This window comes from Rheinheimera sp., assembly GCF_036568245.1.
Lineage (GTDB): Bacteria > Pseudomonadota > Gammaproteobacteria > Enterobacterales > Alteromonadaceae > Alishewanella.
The window spans coordinates 1-19,173 of sequence record NZ_DATCSY010000042.1; the positions used below are offsets into that span (position 1 = coordinate 1).

Below are 19,173 nucleotides of genomic sequence, written 5' to 3' on the forward strand. Positions count from 1 at the left end.
GCAGGGTTAATTTTTTCTGTTTGGTGGTTATTCGCTGACGTAATCAACCACTTCCAGACCAAAACCAGACAACGCATGATATTTCTTTGGCTGGCTTAGTAAGCGCATTTTCTTCACACCTAAGCTGGCCAGGATCTGTGAGCCAACACCGACAGTACGGGATGTACCGGCCCATGGGGTTGAGCGTGGTTTCTCGCCTTTATCTTCTGCTTCAAAACCCTGCACCGTGCGAATAAGCTGCTCTGTGCTTTCATGCTTACCCAATAGCACCAGTACGCCACCATCTCTGGCGATACGCTCCATGGCGGTATGCAGCGCAAAACTGCGGTTGGCCGCCCTGCTCGCCATTAGTAAATCACTGAAGGTATCATGCAGATGCACCCGCACTAAGGTAGGTTGTTCAGGGTTGATCTCGCCTTTAACCAGCGCAAAATGGATCTGGTTATCAATCGTATCTTTGAACGTAATCAACTGAAAATCACCCACTTCCGTTGGCAACTGGCAGCTGGCGACCTGTTCAATTGTCGTTTCATTCAGGTTACGGTACTCAATCAGATCGGCAATAGTCCCTATTTTAACACCATGCTTTTTGGCAAATATTTCAAGGTCAGGCCGCCTTGCCATAGTGCCGTCTTCATTCAGTATTTCAACAATGACCGCAGCAGGCTCAAGCCCCGCCAGACGAGCCAAATCGCAACCGGCTTCAGTATGGCCAGCCCGGACTAACACACCGCCATCCTGCGCCATAAGTGGAAAAATATGGCCAGGCTGTACAATATCCGACGGCCTGGCATCTCTGGCGACAGCGGCCTTAACCGTACGGGCGCGATCTGCTGCTGAAATACCGGTGGTAACACCTTCAGCCGCTTCAATCGACAACGTGAAATTAGTCGAAAACGGCGACTTGTTCGCATCGACCATTAAAGGTAAATCAAGTTGTTTGCAACGTTTTCTGGTCAGCGTTAAGCAGATCAGGCCGCGGGCATGTGTTGCCATAAAATTGATGGCTTCCGGCGTGACATACTCCGCCGCCATCAGCACATCGCCTTCATTCTCGCGATCTTCATCATCCATCAGTATGACCATCTTGCCCTGACGGATATCTTCAATAATTTCAGCGGGAGTATTCAGTTGCATAACAAACCTTATTTATAAAAAGCCGCGCTGAGACAACAGCGCCATACTGACACCACCAGTTGCGCCGGCACTGTCTTTGCTAAGTAAACGTTCGAGATAACGCGCAATCAAATCAACTTCCAGATGCACTTTGCTACCTGCTTTTAATGCTGCGATAGTGGTATGCGCAGCGGTATGAGGCACTATCGTCAGCCGGAATGCGTCGTGATTAAGTTCATTTACTGTCAGGCTGATGCCATCGACAGTTACCGACCCTTTGGCAGCAACATAGCGTGCTAAATTTGCCGGCAGCGCCAGCCAGATATTGCTGGCTCTGCCACTTTGTTCAATTTTAATAACCTGACTTACGCCATCAACATGGCCACTGACAATGTGACCGCCCATCCGGGTGGTGGGCAACATGGCTTTTTCCAGATTAATCCGCTGGCCGGTCTGATAATGGCCAAACAAGGTGTGTGCCAGGGTTTCTGACGATATATCGGCATTAAAACTGTGCGGTCCTAAATGCGTAACCGTCAGGCAAACACCATTGCAGGCTATACTATCGCCCAGTTTCACATCCGAAAAATCCAGCTCTGCACTATCGATAGTGACACTGATATCGTTACCACGCTTTACCACAGCAGCCAGTTTGCCTGTGGCTTCAATAATGCCTGTAAACATAGTGTCTCTCGTCGTTTGCGTTCATTTAACTTAATCGCGCACTGAGGCGGATATCTGCGCCTACCATGCGCACATCGGTCCAGCTTAACTGTGGTACCTGATTAAGCACAGAAAACTCCGGTAGAACAGCCAATGGCTGAGCGCTGCTGCCTAACAGTTTAGGCGCCATATAAACAATCAGTTCATCAACCAGCTTAAGTTGTAACAGAGTGCCAGCTAAAGTGGCGCCGGCTTCTACCCATAAAGTATTGATGCTCTCTCGCACCGCCAAATGCTCCAATAATGCAGTCAGATCAAACTGCGCATTGCTGGTCAGCGGACAGTGAATTTGCCTGGCTATATTGGGTAATTCACGCTTATTTTCAATGTTGCTGACGCAAAGCAATACTTCACCACCCTCGGCAAAGAGCGCAAGTTTATGATCCAGTAAACCATTACGGTCCAGTATCACACGCTTAGGTTGGCGTAGCTGGGCATTTTCCAGAGTTGGGATGCTCTGCAGCAGCTGCTCTGATCTGATATTCAGCCTGGCGTTATCTGCCATAACGGTTGTAGCCGTTGATAATACGGCACAACTTTGCGCTCTGAAGCGTTGCACATCGGCACGCGCTGCGTCTGAGGTCAGCCATTTACTATCACCGTTGGCCAGTGCTGTACGGCCATCAAGGCTGGTGGCCAGCTTAAGCTGGACATAGGGCCGCTTGCGTTCCATCCGGCTAAGAAACCCGGCGTTGATTGCTCTGGCTTGCTGCTCCAGCAGCCCCAATTCAACACTGATACCGGCACTTCGCAACATAGTAATGCCGCGCCCGGCTACCTGAGGGTTAGGATCCTGCATCGCCACTACTACCCGCGACACGCCGGCAGCAATCAATGCATCCGCACAAGGTGGTGTGCGGCCATGATGGCTGCAGGGTTCCAATGTCACATAACAGGTCGCACCGCGCGCGCCATCACCGGCTTCGCGTAGCGCAAACACTTCGGCATGCGGGCCACCAGCCTGCTTATGATAACCACGCCCGATAACCTGACCATTCTTTACCAGCAGTGCGCCGACATTCGGGTTCGGGCTGGTGGTATAACGCCCCAGTTCAGCCAGGCGAAGTGCTTCAGCCATGTAGGCGGTGTCACTGGCGCTGAACATCAGGCTTTCTCTCCTAAACGGGCGATTTCCTCGCCAAATTCACGGATGTCTTTAAATGATCGGTAAACGGATGCAAATCGTACATACGCAACCTTATCGACTTTTACCAGCTCATCCATGATTAAATTACCCAGTAACTGGCTGCCGACTTCACGTTCACCTGTTGCTCGAAGCTGAGATTTAATTTTATTAATCAGTAACTCAATCTGCTCGGCAGACACCGGGCGTTTCTCCAGCGAACGTAATAAGCCGCTGCGTAATTTATCTTCATTAAAAGGCTCGCGCGAGCCATCACGTTTAATAATTCGCGGCATAACCAACTCTGCCGCTTCAAAAGTGGTAAAGCGCTCATGGCAGGCCAGACACTCACGCCGGCGACGCACCTGGTGCCCATCAGCTACCAGCCGCGAATCAATGACTTTGGTGTCATCAGCATTACAGAACGGACAGTACATAAAAGATCCCACTAAGCCGCTAAAAAGCCAGATAAAGAAATGGCCGCAATAGCGGCCATCATAGCACTTAATCAGCCTTTACGCATAAACCGGCAAACGTTTGCACAGCTCTGTTACCTGAGCGCGCACTTTGTCGATCACTGCTGCATCGCCACGGCTGTCCAGTACGTCACAAATCAGGTTTGCTACCGCAGCCGCCTCAGCTTCTTTAAAGCCGCGACGGGTTATAGCAGGGGTACCGATACGTAAGCCTGAAGTCACAAAAGGTGAACGCGGATCGTTAGGAACCGAGTTCTTGTTAACCGTGATATGCGCCTGACCTAACCAGGCATCAGCTTCTTTACCGGTAATATCTTTGTCAATCAGATCCATCAGGAACAAATGGTTCTGCGTACCGCCAGAAACAATTTTATAGCCGCGGCTGATCATCGCATCACACATCGCTACGGCGTTTTTCAATACCTGTTGCTGATACACTTTGAACTCAGGCTGCAATGCTTCTTTAAATGCTACAGCTTTAGCTGCAATAACATGCATCAACGGGCCACCCTGACCACCAGGGAAAACCGCGGAGTTAAGCTTTTTCTCAATCTCTTCGTTTTTACGCGCCAAGATTAAACCACCACGCGGGCCTGCCAGGGTTTTGTGCGTGGTCGTGGTTACAACATCGGCAACCGGCACCGGGTTCGGGTATAAACCCGCCGCGACTAGACCGGCAACGTGTGCCATATCTACCATCAGATAAGCGCCAACCTTGTCTGCGATATCGCGAAAACGTTGCCAGTCAACAATGCCTGAGTAGGCAGAGAAACCGGCAATAATCAGCTTAGGTTTATGCTCAAGTGCCAGCGCTTCAGCCTGGTCATAATCAATCACACCGGTTTCTGGGTGCAAACCATACTGCACAGCTTTATACAATTTACCGGAAGAGCTAACGTGGGCACCATGTGTTAAATGGCCACCGTGCGCCAGGCTCATACCCAAAATGGTGTCGCCGGCATTTAACAGCGCCAGAAATACTGCGGCATTGGCCTGAGAGCCAGCATGCGGCTGCACGTTAGCGTAGTCAGCACCAAACAGCTCTTTAGCACGGGCAATCGCCAGATCTTCGGCAATGTCAACGTACTCACAGCCACCATAATAACGTTTGTGCGGGTAACCTTCGGCGTACTTATTGGTCAGCTGAGAACCTTGCGCTTGCAATACTCTTGGGCTGGCATAGTTTTCAGATGCGATAAGCTCGATATGCGCTTCCTGACGCTCAGTTTCATCTGTTATGGCTTGCCATAATTCGGGATCAAAATCGGCAATATTCATATCACGCTTTAACATGCTATCTCCTGGCGCGGCTTTCACGCTTAGTCTTAATTAAGATATCGGTAAATCAAAACTGGCTGGTAAAAATTGGCCGCTATTCTACCCGTAAATCCGCCGTTATGCACTCCGTTTTTAGCCATCCAGACACCCGCAAGAATTTATCACCCGCTCAGCTGCTGAATAACAGTACGTCTCGCTTTACATTCTTACTAACGACACCTAATATACTGTATATATAAACAGCCAACACTTTGCCCATGCGTAAAATAATACATATCGACATGGACTGCTTTTTTGCAGCGGTAGAAATGCGTGACAACCCTGCTCTGCGTCACGTCCCGCTGGCTATCGGAGGGTCAAGGCAAAGCCGTGGCGTTATTTCAACCTGTAACTATCCGGCTCGGGCGTTTGGCGTACGCTCTGCTATGCCAACAGGGCAGGCACTGAAGCTGTGCCCGCACCTTACCTTGTTAAATGGCAACATGGAAAAGTATAAGACGGCCAGCAGACAGATCCGCAGTATTTTCCAGCGCTACACCGAACATATTGAGCCGTTATCACTGGATGAGGCGTACCTGGATGTCAGTGATTGCTCGTTGCATCACGGCAGTGCCACCAGAATAGCCGAAGATATCCGCAGAAGCATTGTTACTGAAACAGGTTTGACAGCCTCAGCCGGTGTAGCACCAAATAAATTTCTGGCGAAGATTGCCAGCGATGAAAATAAGCCAGACGGACTTTTTGTGATTACCCCTGACCAGGTTGACAGCTTTGTTAAGACCTTACCCCTGAAGCGATTACCTGGCGTTGGCAGTAAAACCGCAGAGCGATTAAGTCAATTGGGTTTACATTACTGTGCCGACATAGCCACAGCACCTTTGCCACTGTTGGTTAAACATTTTGGCAGCATGGCAGATAGCCTGCTTAAACGCAGCCAGGGCATTGATGAAAGGCCCGTGTTTAATAATGAACAGCGTAAATCGCTTGGTGTTGAGCGTACACTGGAGCAAGACTTACTGCACTATACCGAATGCGTTGAGGCCGTCAGTCAGCTATTGCCCCAATTACAGCGCCGGCTTGAACACTACAGCACTACAGCAGCAGGGCGGGCAGCCCCCATACACAAAGTTGGCGTTAAATTAAAGTTCAGTGATTTTCGGCAAACTACCGTTGAAAAGCAGGGGCAACCGCTACAACTGGATAAATTACTACCATTACTGGATGAAGCCTGGCAACGCAGACAGCAACAAGGGGTAAGATTAATCGGTTTACATATCGGTTTTAAGACAGAGCATTTGCAACAATTAACATTGCCGTTTTAAAAAACCATAAAAGTGTGTCTGCCAGATAACAGAAAACCGGCTAAAGCCGGTTTTATGCAAGCCTGGCCGGAATTATCCGATAACAGTTACGTTTTCAGCTTGTGGGCCTTTTTGGCCTTCGGTTACTTCAAAAGTAACTTTCTGACCTTCAACTAAAGTTTTACGGCCGGTACCGTTGATCGCGCGGAAGTGAACGAAAACATCCTTACCACCTTCACGCTCCAGGAAACCGTAACCTTTTTCTTCGTTGAACCACTTAACTGAACCGGAAATTAACTGTGACATAACACTCTCTTACATTAACTAATTTTGCCAGCTCGCTGGCGACTTAAATATTACCGGCCAAAGCAGTTGACGAGTATATATTTTCGCCCTCATTATCAGTTAAGCCATATAAGGGGTCAATAACCTTGCCAACCGCACAGAAAATATTTTCTTTCTGACCGCATCAGTAACCTGCACTACGTTACTGATTACCCTGTTGTTAGTGTTTGCAGCAACAACATTGTCAGTGTAGCGCATTAATGGCGAAAAAATAATCAACTTGAAATTTATTTTTGCTTACGTTTTACCGGCAGTAAACCATCATCTCCGCCTTGAAAGAACGCAGGTTTGGCCGAAGGTTTCTTCATAGTTTTATTTGCTGTCTTCTGGCTGACTGTTTTCTTTTTAGCAACAGTCGCTTTAGCCGGCTCTTTACCGGTTTTAACTTTGCCATCAAATTTGGCTTCTAAGCCATCGACCACACTGTACTGTGTCGGCTGACGCAGAAAAGCTTCAATTCTTGTCAGCGCTGCGATGTCTTTGGGGCCGACAAGTGAAATAGCCTCACCTTTCATACCGGCACGGCCTGTACGACCAATACGGTGCACGTACTCTTCGGCATGTTTTGGCAGGTCAAAGTTGATAACGTGAGATACCTGTAATAAGTCCAAACCCCGTGACGCCAGGTCAGTTGTCACCAACACCTGATACTTACCCGTAGCAAAAGCCTGCATCACGCTATTACGGCTGCTCTGTGACAACTTACCACTTAAACCTACAGCTGTTTTCCCCTGTTGCACGCAAAGTTCAGCTAAACGCTCGGCATCTTCACGTGTTGCGGTAAAGATAATCAGTTGCTTCATCGCATTTTGTTGTAAGAAATGCTGTAGCAAGGCCTCTTTATGTGTCAGGTGATCTGCCAGATAAAACCGCTGGCTGATATCCTGGTGCTGCTGGTAAGCCGTTCCAACCGCGACCCGGTAAGGATTTTTCAGTAAAGCCAGTGCCAGCTCATCAACTTCAGCATGCTCAAGGGTTGCCGAAAATAACAAAGTTTGCCGCAAACGATGATCGGCAGCCTTATTGATGGTCGTCAGCTGCGGCATAAAGCCTAAATCCAGCATCCGATCTGCTTCATCCAGGATCAACATTTCCAGGCCATTAATAAACACAGATTTGTGTTCAAGGTGATCAACAAAGCGCCCGGGGGTAGCAACTATGATTGCAGGCTCACGTTTGAGCAGCTTTTCCTGATCATTAAAATTTTCACCACCGACAATCAGGGCTGATGTTAAAGGAGTGTTCGCCACAAAAAGCCGTAACTGAGCGTACACCTGCCGGGCTAATTCACGCGTAGGAGCGAGAATTAATGCCCTGGCATCGCGTTTTGATAGCGGGCGGCTTTTCAGCAGACGTTGCATCATCGGCAGTAGATAGGCCAGTGTTTTGCCAGAGCCGGTTTGCGAAGACACGATTAAATCCCGTCCAACCATTACAGCCGGAATAGCTTCTTGCTGTATGTCAGTGGGCTTCACAAAACCAAGATGCTGCACTGAACGCATCAAGCGGGGATCAAGCGACAAATCATTAAATGGCAAAATGAACCTCTTCAACCTTAAATTACCGCTATATGATAACCGAAGCTGACAAATTGGGTTAGTTTGATTTATTTACCTTCAGCGTTTGCGTTACTATAGAAACCTATCGTATCTCCACAACCGCATGGTATGAGAAAAATTAGTTATGAGTAATGCGCTAAAAGAGCAACTGTTAAAGGCCGGGCTGGCCGATGCTAAAAAACTCAAAGCTGTTAAAAAAGAAAAACATAAACAAAAAGTACAGGCTGGTAAAAACCAGACTGTAGTTAATGAAGCCAGTATGCTGGCAGAGCAAAAACGCCTGCAGCAAGTTGAACGCGACAAGCAACTTAATCAGCAGAAACAGGCTGCCCTGCAGCAAAAAGCCATTGCAGCGCAGGTCAAGCAATTAATTGGGAATAACACAATTAAAGCTCAGGGTGAAGTTGGCTATAACTTTACTGACGGTAAGCTGGTTAAACGGCTGTATGTGAGCAGTCGGCAACATGATGAGTTAGGCCGCGGTTTACTGGCCATCGCCAAACAAGACGAGCAGTACTATCTGGTACCTGCAGCCGTTGCAGAGAAAATTATTCAGCGTCAGGCAGAAAGCATCGTCGTGCTCAATGCGAAACAACAGCAGGAAGATGAAGATGATCCCTATGCTGACTTTAAAATCCCTGATGATCTGATGTGGTAGCCGCTTAGGCAATGACAACAATGGTATTGCAGTTGGCGCTGGCCAATATTGCTGAAATGCAGCTGTTGCAAAGCTGGTTTCATTCTGTCGACGAGCAGCAGAGTTGGGGCGGAGACAACTTCGACTACCCTTGCTCTGAGTTACGCTTTCTGGAACTGCTTTGCCGCAGCGGTACACAGAGTTACAGCTTGCTCAACACACTAAATGGCCAGCTGGTTGGCTTCGGGCAGATTTGTGATCGCTTTGGTTGCCACCATTTAGCCCGCTTAGCCATAGCGCCCGATGTCAGAGGTCAGGGCCTGGCTAAAGCCCTGATCGCAGAACTGATAATACAAGCACTGCAGCAACAACAGCGGACAATTTCGTTGTATGTGCACCGCCATAACGCTATCGCAGTTCAATGTTATAAAAGTCTTGGTTTTACAATCAGCTCTCCGCCTGAACAGGAGAGCCCTCGCCTGTACTTTATGACACTGCAAGCGCCGCAAGCGCTACAGTGCGCAAACGATTACCTGTTGCAAAGTCAGATACTATCCCCCCGCTGACAAGCGCTCACACCTTTTACCTGCTGTGAAAAAGTAGGTTTTAACTGCCATTTAGGTCGTATCGGGGTTAAGGGTAGTTCGCGCTTGCGCGCAACAATAATATAGCTTGAAGCAAAATAACTGAAATAGCGCTCTGCCCATTGCTGCCACACACTGTCACTATGCTCGCGAGCCACCATCGCAGAGCAAAAAAAGCGTTGCTCAGACAATATTTCAAAACCAACCAGATGCAGCCAGTCTTTCACCCGAGAAACACTGAAGAAACGCCCCTGCCAGGGGTAGCGATGTTTCAACGCGGGCCAGCATTTAAGCAGGCCCACTATACTGTAAGGGTTGATACCCGTAAGCAGCAGGTATCCGTCAGAACGCAGTACCCTGTGCGCTTCGCGCACGACATGATGCGGATCCGGTGTAAACTCCAGATTATGGCTCAGTAGTACTGCATCTACACTGCTCTCGCAAAACGGCAGCGCGTCCGCTTCCGCTTGCAACATCAGCCCTGCGCTGTAACGGCCCACAGTAATATGGCGCTGCACTTTGCACCCGGATGTATCAAGTTGACAACTCAGATCTCCGACTTTTAGCAGGTAATAGCCGAATATCTTCTGCCACCAGGGCTGCAAAGCACTGACGATAGCCTGGTTCAATGCTTCGCCCTGGCTAAACTGCTGCCACTCTGATGGATAAGCCTGGTCTTTTTCGCTTAACGCCGGTTTCATGCTAAATTACAACCCGGATCCATTAACATTATGATCACTATGTTTCAGATTACACCTATACCTGCATTTGAGGATAACTATATTTGGACGTTATGTCAGCCGCAGAACAAACGTTGCCTGGTAGTTGACCCAGGCGAATCCGTTAATGTACTGCAGCACCTGACGAAGCACCAACTACAACTGGATACCATCCTTATAACACACCACCATGCCGATCATACCGGCGGCATTACGGTGTTGAAACAACACTACCCTGACGTTAGGGTTATTGGTCCGGCCGCTGAACAACACCGAATACCGGGGCTGACACAAACGGTCAGTGATGGCGACAAAATAGCGTTAGCGGCATTTGAGCTGGCTTTCGAGGTAATATCAGTACCAGGACATACGCTGGGCCATGTTGCTTATTATTCAGCGCCGGTTTTGTTTTGTGGTGATACCTTATTCAGCGCCGGTTGTGGCCGATTATTTGAGGGCACACCGGAACAGATGTGGCACTCCCTGAACAAACTGAGTGCGCTTGCCGAAGACACTCAGGTCTATTGCACGCATGAATACACTATCGCAAATCTGAAGTTTGCCCTTAGTGCCGAACCAACTAACACGGCGTTAGTCGAATATGCTGGGCATTGCGCCCATTTACGTAAAAAAAATGCTCCGACTTTGCCATCAACGCTGAAGACAGAAAAGCTGGTGAATCCATTTTTACGTTGCGATAACAAAGTATTACAGCAAAGTTGGCAACAAGATTCTGCACTTGGCCTGTTTACAGCGTTAAGAGCGGCTAAAGACCAGTTTAAAGGTTGACTTGCAATCAGGGGCTGAACAGGTAACATTCGTATTTTTAGACAGGAATGATGTAATGCTTTTAAGAATTTCTGCTGTGGCTGCAGCCGTTTTACTCGCAGGATGCGTCAGTAATAATTCCTCTGTTGAACCGGAGCAGGCTGAAAAAACGCCAGTGGTGAAAACCAACACCAAACCAGCAGACTTTCACAAGCAAGCTGCCAGCGCTGAACAAATCGCTTACCGTTTATGGAACCAAAACAGCGGTAATGTCGAGGAGCAGCTCACTGATGCGACTGAGCTGGAAGATTTATGGCAGCGTATCCAGTTTCAATTAACTTTTAACGTGCCGCAAACCAGACCTATCGTAGAGCAGCGTAACTTTTACAGCAGCCATCAGGCCTATCTCGATCGTGTTGCTGGCAGAGCTCAACCTTTTTTGCACTATATTGTTCAGGAACTTGAAAAGCGCAATATGCCGTTGGAGCTGGCACTACTCCCGATAGTCGAAAGTGCCTTTGATCCTTTTGCCTATTCTCATGCCGCAGCTGCGGGCATGTGGCAGTTTATGCCGGCGACCGGCAAACGTTTTGGTTTGAAACAGAATTTTTGGTATGACGGCCGGCGTGACGTGATAGCGTCAACCAGAGCCGCACTTGACTACTTACAGTATTTGCACGACAAGCTTGAAGGCGACTGGCTAAATGCCATCGCAGCATACAACTCAGGTGAAGGGCGGATTTTAAATGCGATTAAGCGCAACAAAAAACGACGTTTACCAACTGATTTCTGGTCGCTTGACTTACCCGCCGAGACCACAGCCTATGTCCCTAAGCTACTGGCATTAGTGGATATTCTCAAACGTCCGGATGAGTTTGATATTGTCTGGAAATTTATTGCTAACGAACCGAAAATAGATGTTGTTGAGGTTAAGTCACAGATCGATCTGGCCATTGCCGCAGAAATGGCCGGTATAAATGTTTCTGAATTACAGGCGCTTAACCCTGGCTTTAACCAGTGGGCGACAGATCCTGATGGTCCTCACTATCTGGTGCTGCCAAAGCAACAGGTACCGGCATTTCAGCAAAAGCTATCGCAAGCAACCGGCCAGCAGTTACTACGCTGGAAGCGCTATATAGTGGCAAAAGGCGATACGCTCGGCAAAATTGCACAGCGGCACAACAGCAATGTTGGCGCCTTACAGCGCATCAATAAGCTCTCTGGTAATACTATTCGTCTGGGGCAGGCTTTATTAATTCCTATTGCTGCAGATAACGAAGGCAACTACGAGTTAAGTGCTCCTAACCGTATTGCTAAAGCACAACAACAAAGCACGGGAACAAGAGTAGACTATACTGTGCAGCAAGGTGACACACTTTGGGATATCAGCCGCGAGCACAAAGTGACAGTAGAGCAGTTGGCTAAATGGAACGGTATTGCGCAACGTTCGGCGCTAAAGCCAGGCCAAAAACTGGCAATTTTGCAGCAGGATGGTACAGCTGCGGTTTCCGGTGTATCACGCACTGTTAACTACAAAGTGCGTAAAGGCGATTCTCTGGCACGCATAGCGCAGCGTTTTAGTGTAACGGTGTCCGACATTGTAAAGTGGAATAAAATTGACACAAATAATTATCTGCAGCCAGGACAGCAGCTGAAGTTGTTGCTGAATATTACTCAGGTATAAAGGTGTGCCGATGTTGAACCGCTCGCTTATCCGATGTCTGCCACTGTATCTTGCCTTGTTGCTGTGTAGTGCAACAAGTCATGCTCAGTTTGATATCTCCGGCGAAGGAAAAGTGTATCTGGTTACCGGGAAAAGTCAGGAATTTGACTTTGGTTTCAGTTACTTTCGCCAGGAAGGCAGTTACCGTTTTATTGTCGGACGACACACTCTGACGGTGCAATCAGTTCCGCAGAAATATTCTCTGGCGTTAATACTGCAAGATGAACACGTCTGGGTACCCGATTTTATTAACGAACCTATCAACGGTTTTGAAGTAAAAATAGACGATTACACCATAAAGCTGTACCAAGACCCTGAAGCCAGCAACGCCAAAGGCAATTTTGTTGTACAGCTTAATGATGAACAGTTTCATTTCAGCCGTGGCCCCGGTCAGATAAATTTTCTGTTTACCGAGGACGGCATAAAAGATGTCCGCGTTGAAGGAATGTTCAAACCGCGCCGTTAAAGCTTAATCAGGCTCTTTTTGCAGTTGCAACGCCGATAACGTGCCTGAGGCAATACACAGCAATGGTGCCACCAACGTCAAAATCCAACCTGCCTGCAGACTAACACCATGCCACCAGGCGTAACATGCTGCAGTTAACTGAAACACTAGTCCGAATAAACCGGAATAGACCAACGCACGATTAAGTGCCCTTTTCGGAAATGTAAACACTTTCATAAAACTACCTTTACTGATCGGCTGTCATCCACTTCTGCACTGCTGATGCCAGCTCATCCGGATGGAACTTCGCGATAAACTGATCGGCTCCCACTTTTTTCACCATGGCTTCATTGAACACACCGCTTAACGAAGAATGCAACACCACATGCATATTTCTCAACACCGGATCTGCCTTGATCTCGGCAGTCAGTGTATAACCATCCATTTCCGGCATTTCGATATCCGAAATAAGCAATGGAACCTTGGTTGATATATCGCCTCCCAACTCTGCCGCCTTAGCGTTTAACCAGTCCAGCGCCAGACGACCGTCGTTGACCAGTTCAACCTGCACACCGATGGAGCTGAGCGCTCTTTTCACCTGATTCCGGGCAACAGCAGAATCGTCCGCTACCAGAACGATAAGGTCTTTGAAATCACGCGCCGTGGCTTTAGATTTTACATCTTCACTAACATCTTCATCTACCGGTGTAATTTCAGAGAATACCTTTTCAACGTCAATGATCTGCACCAGTTTACCGTCGATCTCCGTTACCGCAGTCAGATAATGACCGGCACCAGCACCTTTTGGCGGTGGCAGGATCTGATCCCAGTTGGTGTTAACAATTCGGTCTACACCGTTGACTAAAAACCCCTGCGTATGGCGGTTATATTCGGTCACCAACACATAAGCACTGGATAAATCCTCTATCCGCTTACCACCCGTTGCCTGACTAAGATCAATAACCATTACCGGCACACCACGCAAATGGGCGATACCCCGCACATGCGGACTGGAGCCCGGCATTTCTGTCAGCTCCGGGCATTGCAACACTTCACGCACTTTGAATACGTTAATGCCAAACGGCTGAGTACCGTGTAAACGGAATAACAACAGCTCTAACCGGTTGTTCCCCACCAGATTTGTACGCTGGTTTACCGCAGCCATTAATTTACTCATAAGCTGTTTCCTCTGGGCCATTCTCAGCCAATCACTATTTATGCCGACACTAAAGCATGTTGTTAATCACAACGCAATGTCATCGCAAGCTAGAAAAACAAAAATACTGCTTAAGCATAGGCGACATTGGCTAATCGTCTAGCGACGGCGTAGAGACGCCGGTACAGTTCTATACCGGCAGATGTTTTACTGGGCGTCAGGCTGTTGTTCAGGGGCTGCCAGAGCGAAAGCTGCTACCTGCTGACAATGATGGTGGACTGAACTAATGGTGGGATAGGCAGACATATCCAATGCGAACCGCTGCGCGTTATACACCTGAGGTACCAGACAAAGGTCTGCCAGTGTCACCTCATCACCGACACAAAACTGCCCGGCAGTACGCTGTAAACGTTGCTCCAGCGCAGCGAAGCCGGTGCTGAGCCAATGTGTTATCCATTGCAGTTTTTGTGTTTCAGTAAGTGCCAGAGGCCCTGTCAGGTACTGCAGCACGCGCAAGTTGTTGAGTGGATGAATATCACAGGCAATATCAAGTGCCAACGCACGGACTAAAGCCCGTGCTGCCGGCTCCTGCGGTAATAATGCCGGTTCAGGGTACACTTCATCTAAGTATTCAATGATAGCCAGCGACTGGTTAAGGTTAAGGCCATCATCAATCAGTGTCGGCACCAGCTGCGCGGGGTTTAGTAACTTATAACTGTCACTGTGCTGCTCACCGCCGTTTTTAACCAGGTGAACCGGCAGGTTATCGTAGCTTAATTGCTTCAGATTCAGCGCTATCCGCACCCGATATGCCGCCGATGAACGCCAGTAACCGTAAAGTTTCATACCTACCCCTTGTATTGCACTACCTGCTGGTCAATAGCACCGAAGATGCTGTTGCCCTGCTCATCCAGCATTTCCATCCGGATGGTGTCGCCAAAACGCATAAAAGCAGTAGCTGGCTTGCCATCGCGAATCGTTTCAATCATGCGGATTTCGGCAATACAGCTGTACCCTACACCACCTTCTTCAACCGATGTACCATGCTCGGTACCCTGTTTGTTTGATACGGTACCTGAACCAATAATGGCGCCAGCCCCCAGATTACGGGTTTTAGCCGCGTGGGCAACCAATTGGCCAAAGTCAAACGTCATGTCAGTGCCGGCATTGGGTTTACCAAACAATTTACCGTTGTACGTTGATAACAAGGGCAAGTGTACACGGCCGTCGTGCCATTTATTACCCAACTCGTCTGGCGTAACAGCTACCGGGCTGAAGGCAGAGGCTGGCTTTGACTGAAAAAAACCAAAGCCTTTTGCCAGTTCATTGGGTATAAGGCCTCGCAGTGATACGTCATTCACCAGCATTAACAGCCGGATTTTGTTCCGGGCTTGTTCTGCAGTGCATGCCATCGGCACATCGTCCGTAATAACGGCAACCTCACCTTCAAAGTCAATGCCATAGTCTTCGCTAACGACGTCAATGTTGTCGCGTGGGCCGATAAAATCATCTGAGCCGCCCTGATACATCAGCGGATCAGTCCAGAAGCTCGGTGGCATTTCAGCATTGCGCGCTTTACGCACCAACTCTACGTGGTTGACATAAGCACTGCCATCAGCCCACTGATAGGCGCGCGGCAATGGTGATTCGCACTGTGCCTGTTCAAACGCCATTTCACCGTCCACTTTGCCACTGTTCAGCGCCAGATAGACTTCTTCCAGCTTAATGCTAAGCTGCGCCCAGCTGTCCAGTAACTGCTGCATAGTGGCAGCTACCGCCGGCACAGCTACACAGCGGCTTAAATCACGACTTACAACAACCAGCAAGCCATCACGGCTGCCATTTTTTAAACTTGCTAACTTCATCTTTATTCCTTAACCCACCGCACTCAGGGTTTTGCTTTCCAGCTATTCACATATTCAGGGTTTTCTGTCGCCAAGGCTGCAGCGCCCATTTCCAGCGCATCCCGCGTATCAAGCATCACTGCCACTTCGTCGGTAAATTTTTTCCGGTATTCCAACCCGGCCTGAAAAGCTTTCGGATGCGGCCCGTGCGTAAAGCCTGCTGGGTGGAAGGTGACCATACCCTTTTCGATGTTGTCGCGACTGAAGAAGTCTCCTGCGTGGTAAAACAGCACTTCATCATAGTCATCATTGTTGTGGTAGAACGGTACTTTTAACGCACCCGGATCACTTTCAATTGGCCGCGGCACAAAAGTACAGACAACAAAGCGCTGCGCGACAAAAGTAGTGTGTGCCGACGGTGGTAAATGGTAGCGATGACTCATCAAAGGCCGGATATCACGCCAGTTAATACGCATTACCGCTAAATCACCATGCCAGCCTATCGCATCAAGCGGGTTGTAAGGGTACGTAATAACTGAAACCTGACCATGGCGCTTAACTTCAACCTGCCAGCTCTGTTCGCTGTATTGTGCTTTGAATGCTTCGTTGATTTTCGGTGTATCCAGCATCGCTGGATCAAAAATAGCATGGTTACCCACCAGGCCTTTTTCCGGTAGCTGGTAACTGTCGTTAGTCGCCTCAATCAACAGAATAAACATCGGCTCTTTTGGCTCAAGCCTCCACATGGTAGAGCGTGGGATCACGATATAATCACCATCGCGCACTGTCATATGACCATAGTCGCAATACAGCTCTGCGCTGCCTTCATGAATAAACAGCAGTTCGTCGCCATCTGCATTACGTACCAGCTTGCTCATGTTGTCGCTTAGTCGCCAGGTCCGCATTTTAATATGTGCGTTAAACAACAAATCTGGCACCGCCCACGGCGAATTGGTCTTGTCTGCACCTATCTCATTGAAGTTGAATAAATGCGGCCGTAATGGCCCCTGCCAGTCGCTCCAGCCTGTTGGCGCATGACGATGGTGAAAGTGCGTTGCCGGACCAAAAAAACCACTACGCCCGGTTTCGCGCTCATAAATCGCCTGCTCAGGAAAATCAGCGTGCGCCTGGCGTGATACATCTCCTTCCTTTAACGGAAACGATGCCCATTTACGCATTGCTCAGCACTCCGCGCTGGATCTGATCTTCTTCAATAGATTCAAACAGGGCTTTAAAGTTACCCTCGCCAAAACCCTCATTCCCTTTGCGCTGAATAATCTCAAAAAACACTGGGCCAATAACGGTTTTTGTGAAGATCTGCAACAAAATGCCATCCTTCATCGGCGCACCGTCAATCAGAATTCTCAGCTCACGCAGCTGTTCCAGATCTTCGTCATGGCCAACCACACGGTCATTTACTTTGTTGTAGTAAGTGTCCGGTGTAGGCATAAAATCCATGCCACGGCTACGTAAAGTGCGTACCGTCTCATAAATATTCTCGGTCGTCAGCGCGATATGCTGAATACCTTCACCTTTGTATTCGCGGATAAACTCTTCAATTTGTGATTTGTCGTCTGACGACTCGTTAATTGGAATACGGATCTTGCCGCAAGGCGCTGTCATCGCTTTAGAGACCAGGCCAGTTAACTTACCTTCAATGTCAAAATAGCGGATTTCGCGGAAGTTGCCGATATTCTCATAGAACCCGGCCCAAACATTCATATTGCCGCGCATCACGTTGTGCGTCAGATGATCCAGCACTTCCAGGCCTACACCGTGCTTGGACATCTCAAGCTGCCAGTTGTCGTAATATTTAAAATCAATATCGTACACTGAGCTGGCACCATAACGGTCAACAAAATACAACAAGCTGCTACCAATACCGTACACGGCCGGGATGTTCAGCTCCATCGGGCCAACCTGATTTTTATATTCTTTCGCCCCGTTCGCTACTGCATGCTTTAATGCTTGCGCCGCATCTTTCACCCTAAATGCCATAGCACATACACTTGGTCCATGCTGACTGGCAAACTCTTCAGCCTGCGAGTTAGGTTCACCGTTAACAATAAAATTGATGTCCCCCTGCTTATACAACCAGGCCTGTTTAGAACGATGCTTTGCAACTTCAGTGAAGCCTAATGAATAAAATAAGTCTTTCAGTTTCTGAATGCCTTCTGCATCAGCCGCAGTATATTCAACAAACTCGAAACCATCGGTACCCAGTGGGTTTATTTTATCTAACATGTCAATTAATCCCTGCTACGTCTTTGATGGCGCTAATAATGCGCTTGCGGCAAAAAAAAGAAAGAGGTTGACACTTCACGGTGCGATCAGAGCAAACTACGTGTTTTGTAAAGTTGGCAATACGAAAAACGGTTTTGCTTCTTTAGCAATCAAAAAAGGCCGTTAAATGGCTTTAACGGCCGGTGAGAAGTACAATTTACTGCACAAATCGTATTTAAATTTTTACACTCTTGCGATTAATACCGTAATCACGCAGTTTATTCGCAACTGCTGTGTGGCTTAAACCAAGTTTCTTGGCCAGCTGCCTTGAACTGGGATAGGCCGGGAATAACTTACGCAATAAATTAGCTTCAAAACGTTTAACGGCCTCATCCAGCGTGCCATCAAAGTCCTGCTCCAGATAACCAAAGTCATTGGTATAACTGGGTAATTGCAAATGTTCTTTATCAAGCTCATTACCATCAAGTAGCGTAATGGCTCTGTATAAAGCATTTTCTAACTGACGCACGTTACCGGGCCAGGGGTAATTTTGTAAAAAGTTAGCACAGCTATCGGTCAATTTCGGCGCCTTACGACCTAATCTGGCGGCAAAGCGGGCGATAAAGAATTCAGCCAGCGGGAGCACATCCTGCTTGCGTTCACGCAGCGCCGGTAGTGCCAGCGTCAATACATTCAGGCGATAATATAAGTCTTCACGGAACTTACCTTCCTGCACCATAGCTGGTAGATCTTTCTGTGTGGTGCATATGACCCTGACGTCTACTTTCACTTCGTTCTCATCTGCTACCCGGCGAAAGCTGCCATCCTGCAAAAAGCGGATAAGCTTCGTTTGTAACTGATGCGACATCTCACCAACTTCATCCAAAAAGACGGTACCGCCATTGGCCTGTTCAAAAATACCCTTTTTACCTTCTACCATGCCAGGAAATGCATTAGCGCCATAACCAAACAGCTCTGACTCCGCCACATTATCTGGCAGCGAAGCACAAGGCAGTGCTAAAAAGGGTTTACCGGAGCGGCTGCTGGCAGCATGACAAGCCCGTGCCAGTAACTCTTTACCAGTGCCTGTCTCGCCCATAATCAAAATCGGCGCATCAAGTTGCGACATTTTCTTGGCTTCACGCACCACTTT

General features: G+C 48.4%; 21 protein-coding genes. 6 read left to right on the top strand and 15 right to left on the bottom strand.

Annotation, left to right across the window (positions count from 1 at the left end):
* Positions 1–27 precede the first annotated feature (27 nt).
* From ribBA to glyA, 5 genes are all read right to left on the bottom strand, one after another.
* Positions 28–1,137: a bifunctional 3,4-dihydroxy-2-butanone-4-phosphate synthase/GTP cyclohydrolase II gene (ribBA, locus tag VIN66_RS01965; protein ID WP_230818944.1), complete on the bottom strand. Its 1,110-nt coding sequence runs from the start codon at positions 1,135–1,137 to the stop codon at positions 28–30.
* 12 nt (positions 1,138–1,149) lie between these two features.
* Entirely contained in the window at positions 1,150–1,800 is a 651-nt protein-coding gene (locus VIN66_RS01970) for a riboflavin synthase (RefSeq protein ID WP_331922429.1), read from the bottom strand.
* Positions 1,801–1,825: 25 nt separating this feature from the next.
* Positions 1,826–2,944, bottom strand: a complete 1,119-nt coding sequence (gene ribD / locus VIN66_RS01975; RefSeq protein WP_331922430.1) for a bifunctional diaminohydroxyphosphoribosylaminopyrimidine deaminase/5-amino-6-(5-phosphoribosylamino)uracil reductase RibD — start codon at positions 2,942–2,944, stop codon at positions 1,826–1,828.
* On the bottom strand, positions 2,944–3,399 hold the full coding sequence (nrdR, locus tag VIN66_RS01980) for a transcriptional regulator NrdR (protein WP_134056175.1): 456 nt from the start codon (positions 3,397–3,399) through the stop codon (positions 2,944–2,946). The genes ribD and nrdR overlap by 1 nt, the downstream gene beginning before the upstream one ends.
* Before the next feature lie 78 nt (positions 3,400–3,477).
* Positions 3,478–4,731, bottom strand: a complete 1,254-nt coding sequence (gene glyA, locus VIN66_RS01985) for a serine hydroxymethyltransferase (protein WP_331922431.1) — start codon at positions 4,729–4,731, stop codon at positions 3,478–3,480.
* Between the two features lie 242 nt (positions 4,732–4,973).
* Here glyA and dinB point away from each other — a divergent pair, with 242 nt between their 5' ends.
* On the top strand, positions 4,974–6,038 hold the full coding sequence (gene dinB / locus VIN66_RS01990) for a DNA polymerase IV (protein ID WP_331922432.1): 1,065 nt from the start codon (positions 4,974–4,976) through the stop codon (positions 6,036–6,038).
* Between the two features lie 72 nt (positions 6,039–6,110).
* Here dinB and VIN66_RS01995 read toward each other — a convergent pair whose 3' ends face one another.
* Positions 6,111–6,323, bottom strand: coding sequence for a cold-shock protein (locus VIN66_RS01995; protein WP_027669659.1), 213 nt, complete (start codon positions 6,321–6,323; stop codon positions 6,111–6,113).
* Between the two features lie 266 nt (positions 6,324–6,589).
* Positions 6,590–7,900: a DEAD/DEAH box helicase gene (locus VIN66_RS02000; protein ID WP_331922433.1), complete on the bottom strand. Its 1,311-nt coding sequence runs from the start codon at positions 7,898–7,900 to the stop codon at positions 6,590–6,592.
* Between the two features lie 145 nt (positions 7,901–8,045).
* Here VIN66_RS02000 and VIN66_RS02005 point away from each other — a divergent pair, with 145 nt between their 5' ends.
* A complete protein-coding gene (locus tag VIN66_RS02005) occupies positions 8,046–8,579 on the top strand; it encodes a DUF2058 domain-containing protein (RefSeq protein ID WP_331922434.1) in 534 nt (177 codons plus the stop codon).
* Between the two features lie 11 nt (positions 8,580–8,590).
* Positions 8,591–9,124 carry a GNAT family N-acetyltransferase gene (locus tag VIN66_RS02010; protein ID WP_331922435.1) on the top strand — a complete coding sequence of 178 codons (534 nt, stop codon included), beginning with the start codon at positions 8,591–8,593 and terminating at the stop codon, positions 9,122–9,124.
* Here VIN66_RS02010 and VIN66_RS02015 read toward each other — a convergent pair.
* On the bottom strand, positions 9,103–9,843 hold the full coding sequence (locus tag VIN66_RS02015; RefSeq protein ID WP_331922436.1) for a class I SAM-dependent methyltransferase: 741 nt from the start codon (positions 9,841–9,843) through the stop codon (positions 9,103–9,105). The two genes, VIN66_RS02010 and VIN66_RS02015, sit on opposite strands and share 22 nt — an antisense overlap.
* Positions 9,844–9,873: 30 nt before the next feature.
* On the opposite strand from VIN66_RS02015, the gene gloB reads away from it, so the two are divergent.
* From gloB to VIN66_RS02030, 3 genes are read left to right on the top strand one after another with little or no spacing between them, the layout of a single operon-like run.
* Entirely contained in the window at positions 9,874–10,650 is a 777-nt protein-coding gene (gene gloB, locus VIN66_RS02020; RefSeq protein WP_331922437.1) for a hydroxyacylglutathione hydrolase, read from the top strand.
* Positions 10,651–10,705: 55 nt separating this feature from the next.
* Positions 10,706–12,313: a lytic transglycosylase gene (locus VIN66_RS02025; protein WP_331922438.1), complete on the top strand. Its 1,608-nt coding sequence runs from the start codon at positions 10,706–10,708 to the stop codon at positions 12,311–12,313.
* Between the two features lie 10 nt (positions 12,314–12,323).
* Positions 12,324–12,818 (top strand): hypothetical protein, encoded by a 495-nt coding sequence (locus VIN66_RS02030; protein WP_331922439.1) that lies wholly within the window; start codon positions 12,324–12,326, stop codon positions 12,816–12,818.
* A 3-nt stretch (positions 12,819–12,821) separates the two neighbouring features.
* Here the strand turns inward: VIN66_RS02030 and VIN66_RS02035 are convergent, their stop codons facing one another.
* From VIN66_RS02035 to VIN66_RS02065, 7 genes are all read right to left on the bottom strand, one after another.
* Positions 12,822–13,034 (bottom strand): hypothetical protein, encoded by a 213-nt coding sequence (locus VIN66_RS02035; protein ID WP_331922440.1) that lies wholly within the window; start codon positions 13,032–13,034, stop codon positions 12,822–12,824.
* 10 nt (positions 13,035–13,044) lie between these two features.
* Positions 13,045–13,974, bottom strand: a complete 930-nt coding sequence (locus VIN66_RS02040; RefSeq protein WP_331922441.1) for a chemotaxis protein — start codon at positions 13,972–13,974, stop codon at positions 13,045–13,047.
* A 186-nt stretch (positions 13,975–14,160) separates the two neighbouring features.
* Complete coding sequence (gene maiA / locus VIN66_RS02045; RefSeq protein WP_331922442.1) at positions 14,161–14,799, bottom strand: maleylacetoacetate isomerase; 639 nt, start codon at positions 14,797–14,799, stop codon at positions 14,161–14,163.
* Positions 14,800–14,801: 2 nt separating this feature from the next.
* A complete protein-coding gene (locus VIN66_RS02050; protein ID WP_331922443.1) occupies positions 14,802–15,818 on the bottom strand; it encodes a fumarylacetoacetate hydrolase family protein in 1,017 nt (338 codons plus the stop codon).
* A gap of 23 nt (positions 15,819–15,841) precedes the next feature.
* Positions 15,842–16,975, bottom strand: a complete 1,134-nt coding sequence (locus tag VIN66_RS02055) for a homogentisate 1,2-dioxygenase (RefSeq protein WP_331922444.1) — start codon at positions 16,973–16,975, stop codon at positions 15,842–15,844.
* A complete protein-coding gene (gene hppD, locus VIN66_RS02060) occupies positions 16,968–18,041 on the bottom strand; it encodes a 4-hydroxyphenylpyruvate dioxygenase (protein ID WP_349257526.1) in 1,074 nt (357 codons plus the stop codon). Before hppD ends, VIN66_RS02055 begins: the two co-directional genes overlap by 8 nt.
* A gap of 214 nt (positions 18,042–18,255) precedes the next feature.
* Positions 18,256–19,173 (bottom strand): sigma 54-interacting transcriptional regulator (locus VIN66_RS02065; RefSeq protein ID WP_331922445.1); only part of this gene is annotated, 918 nt, incomplete at its 5' end.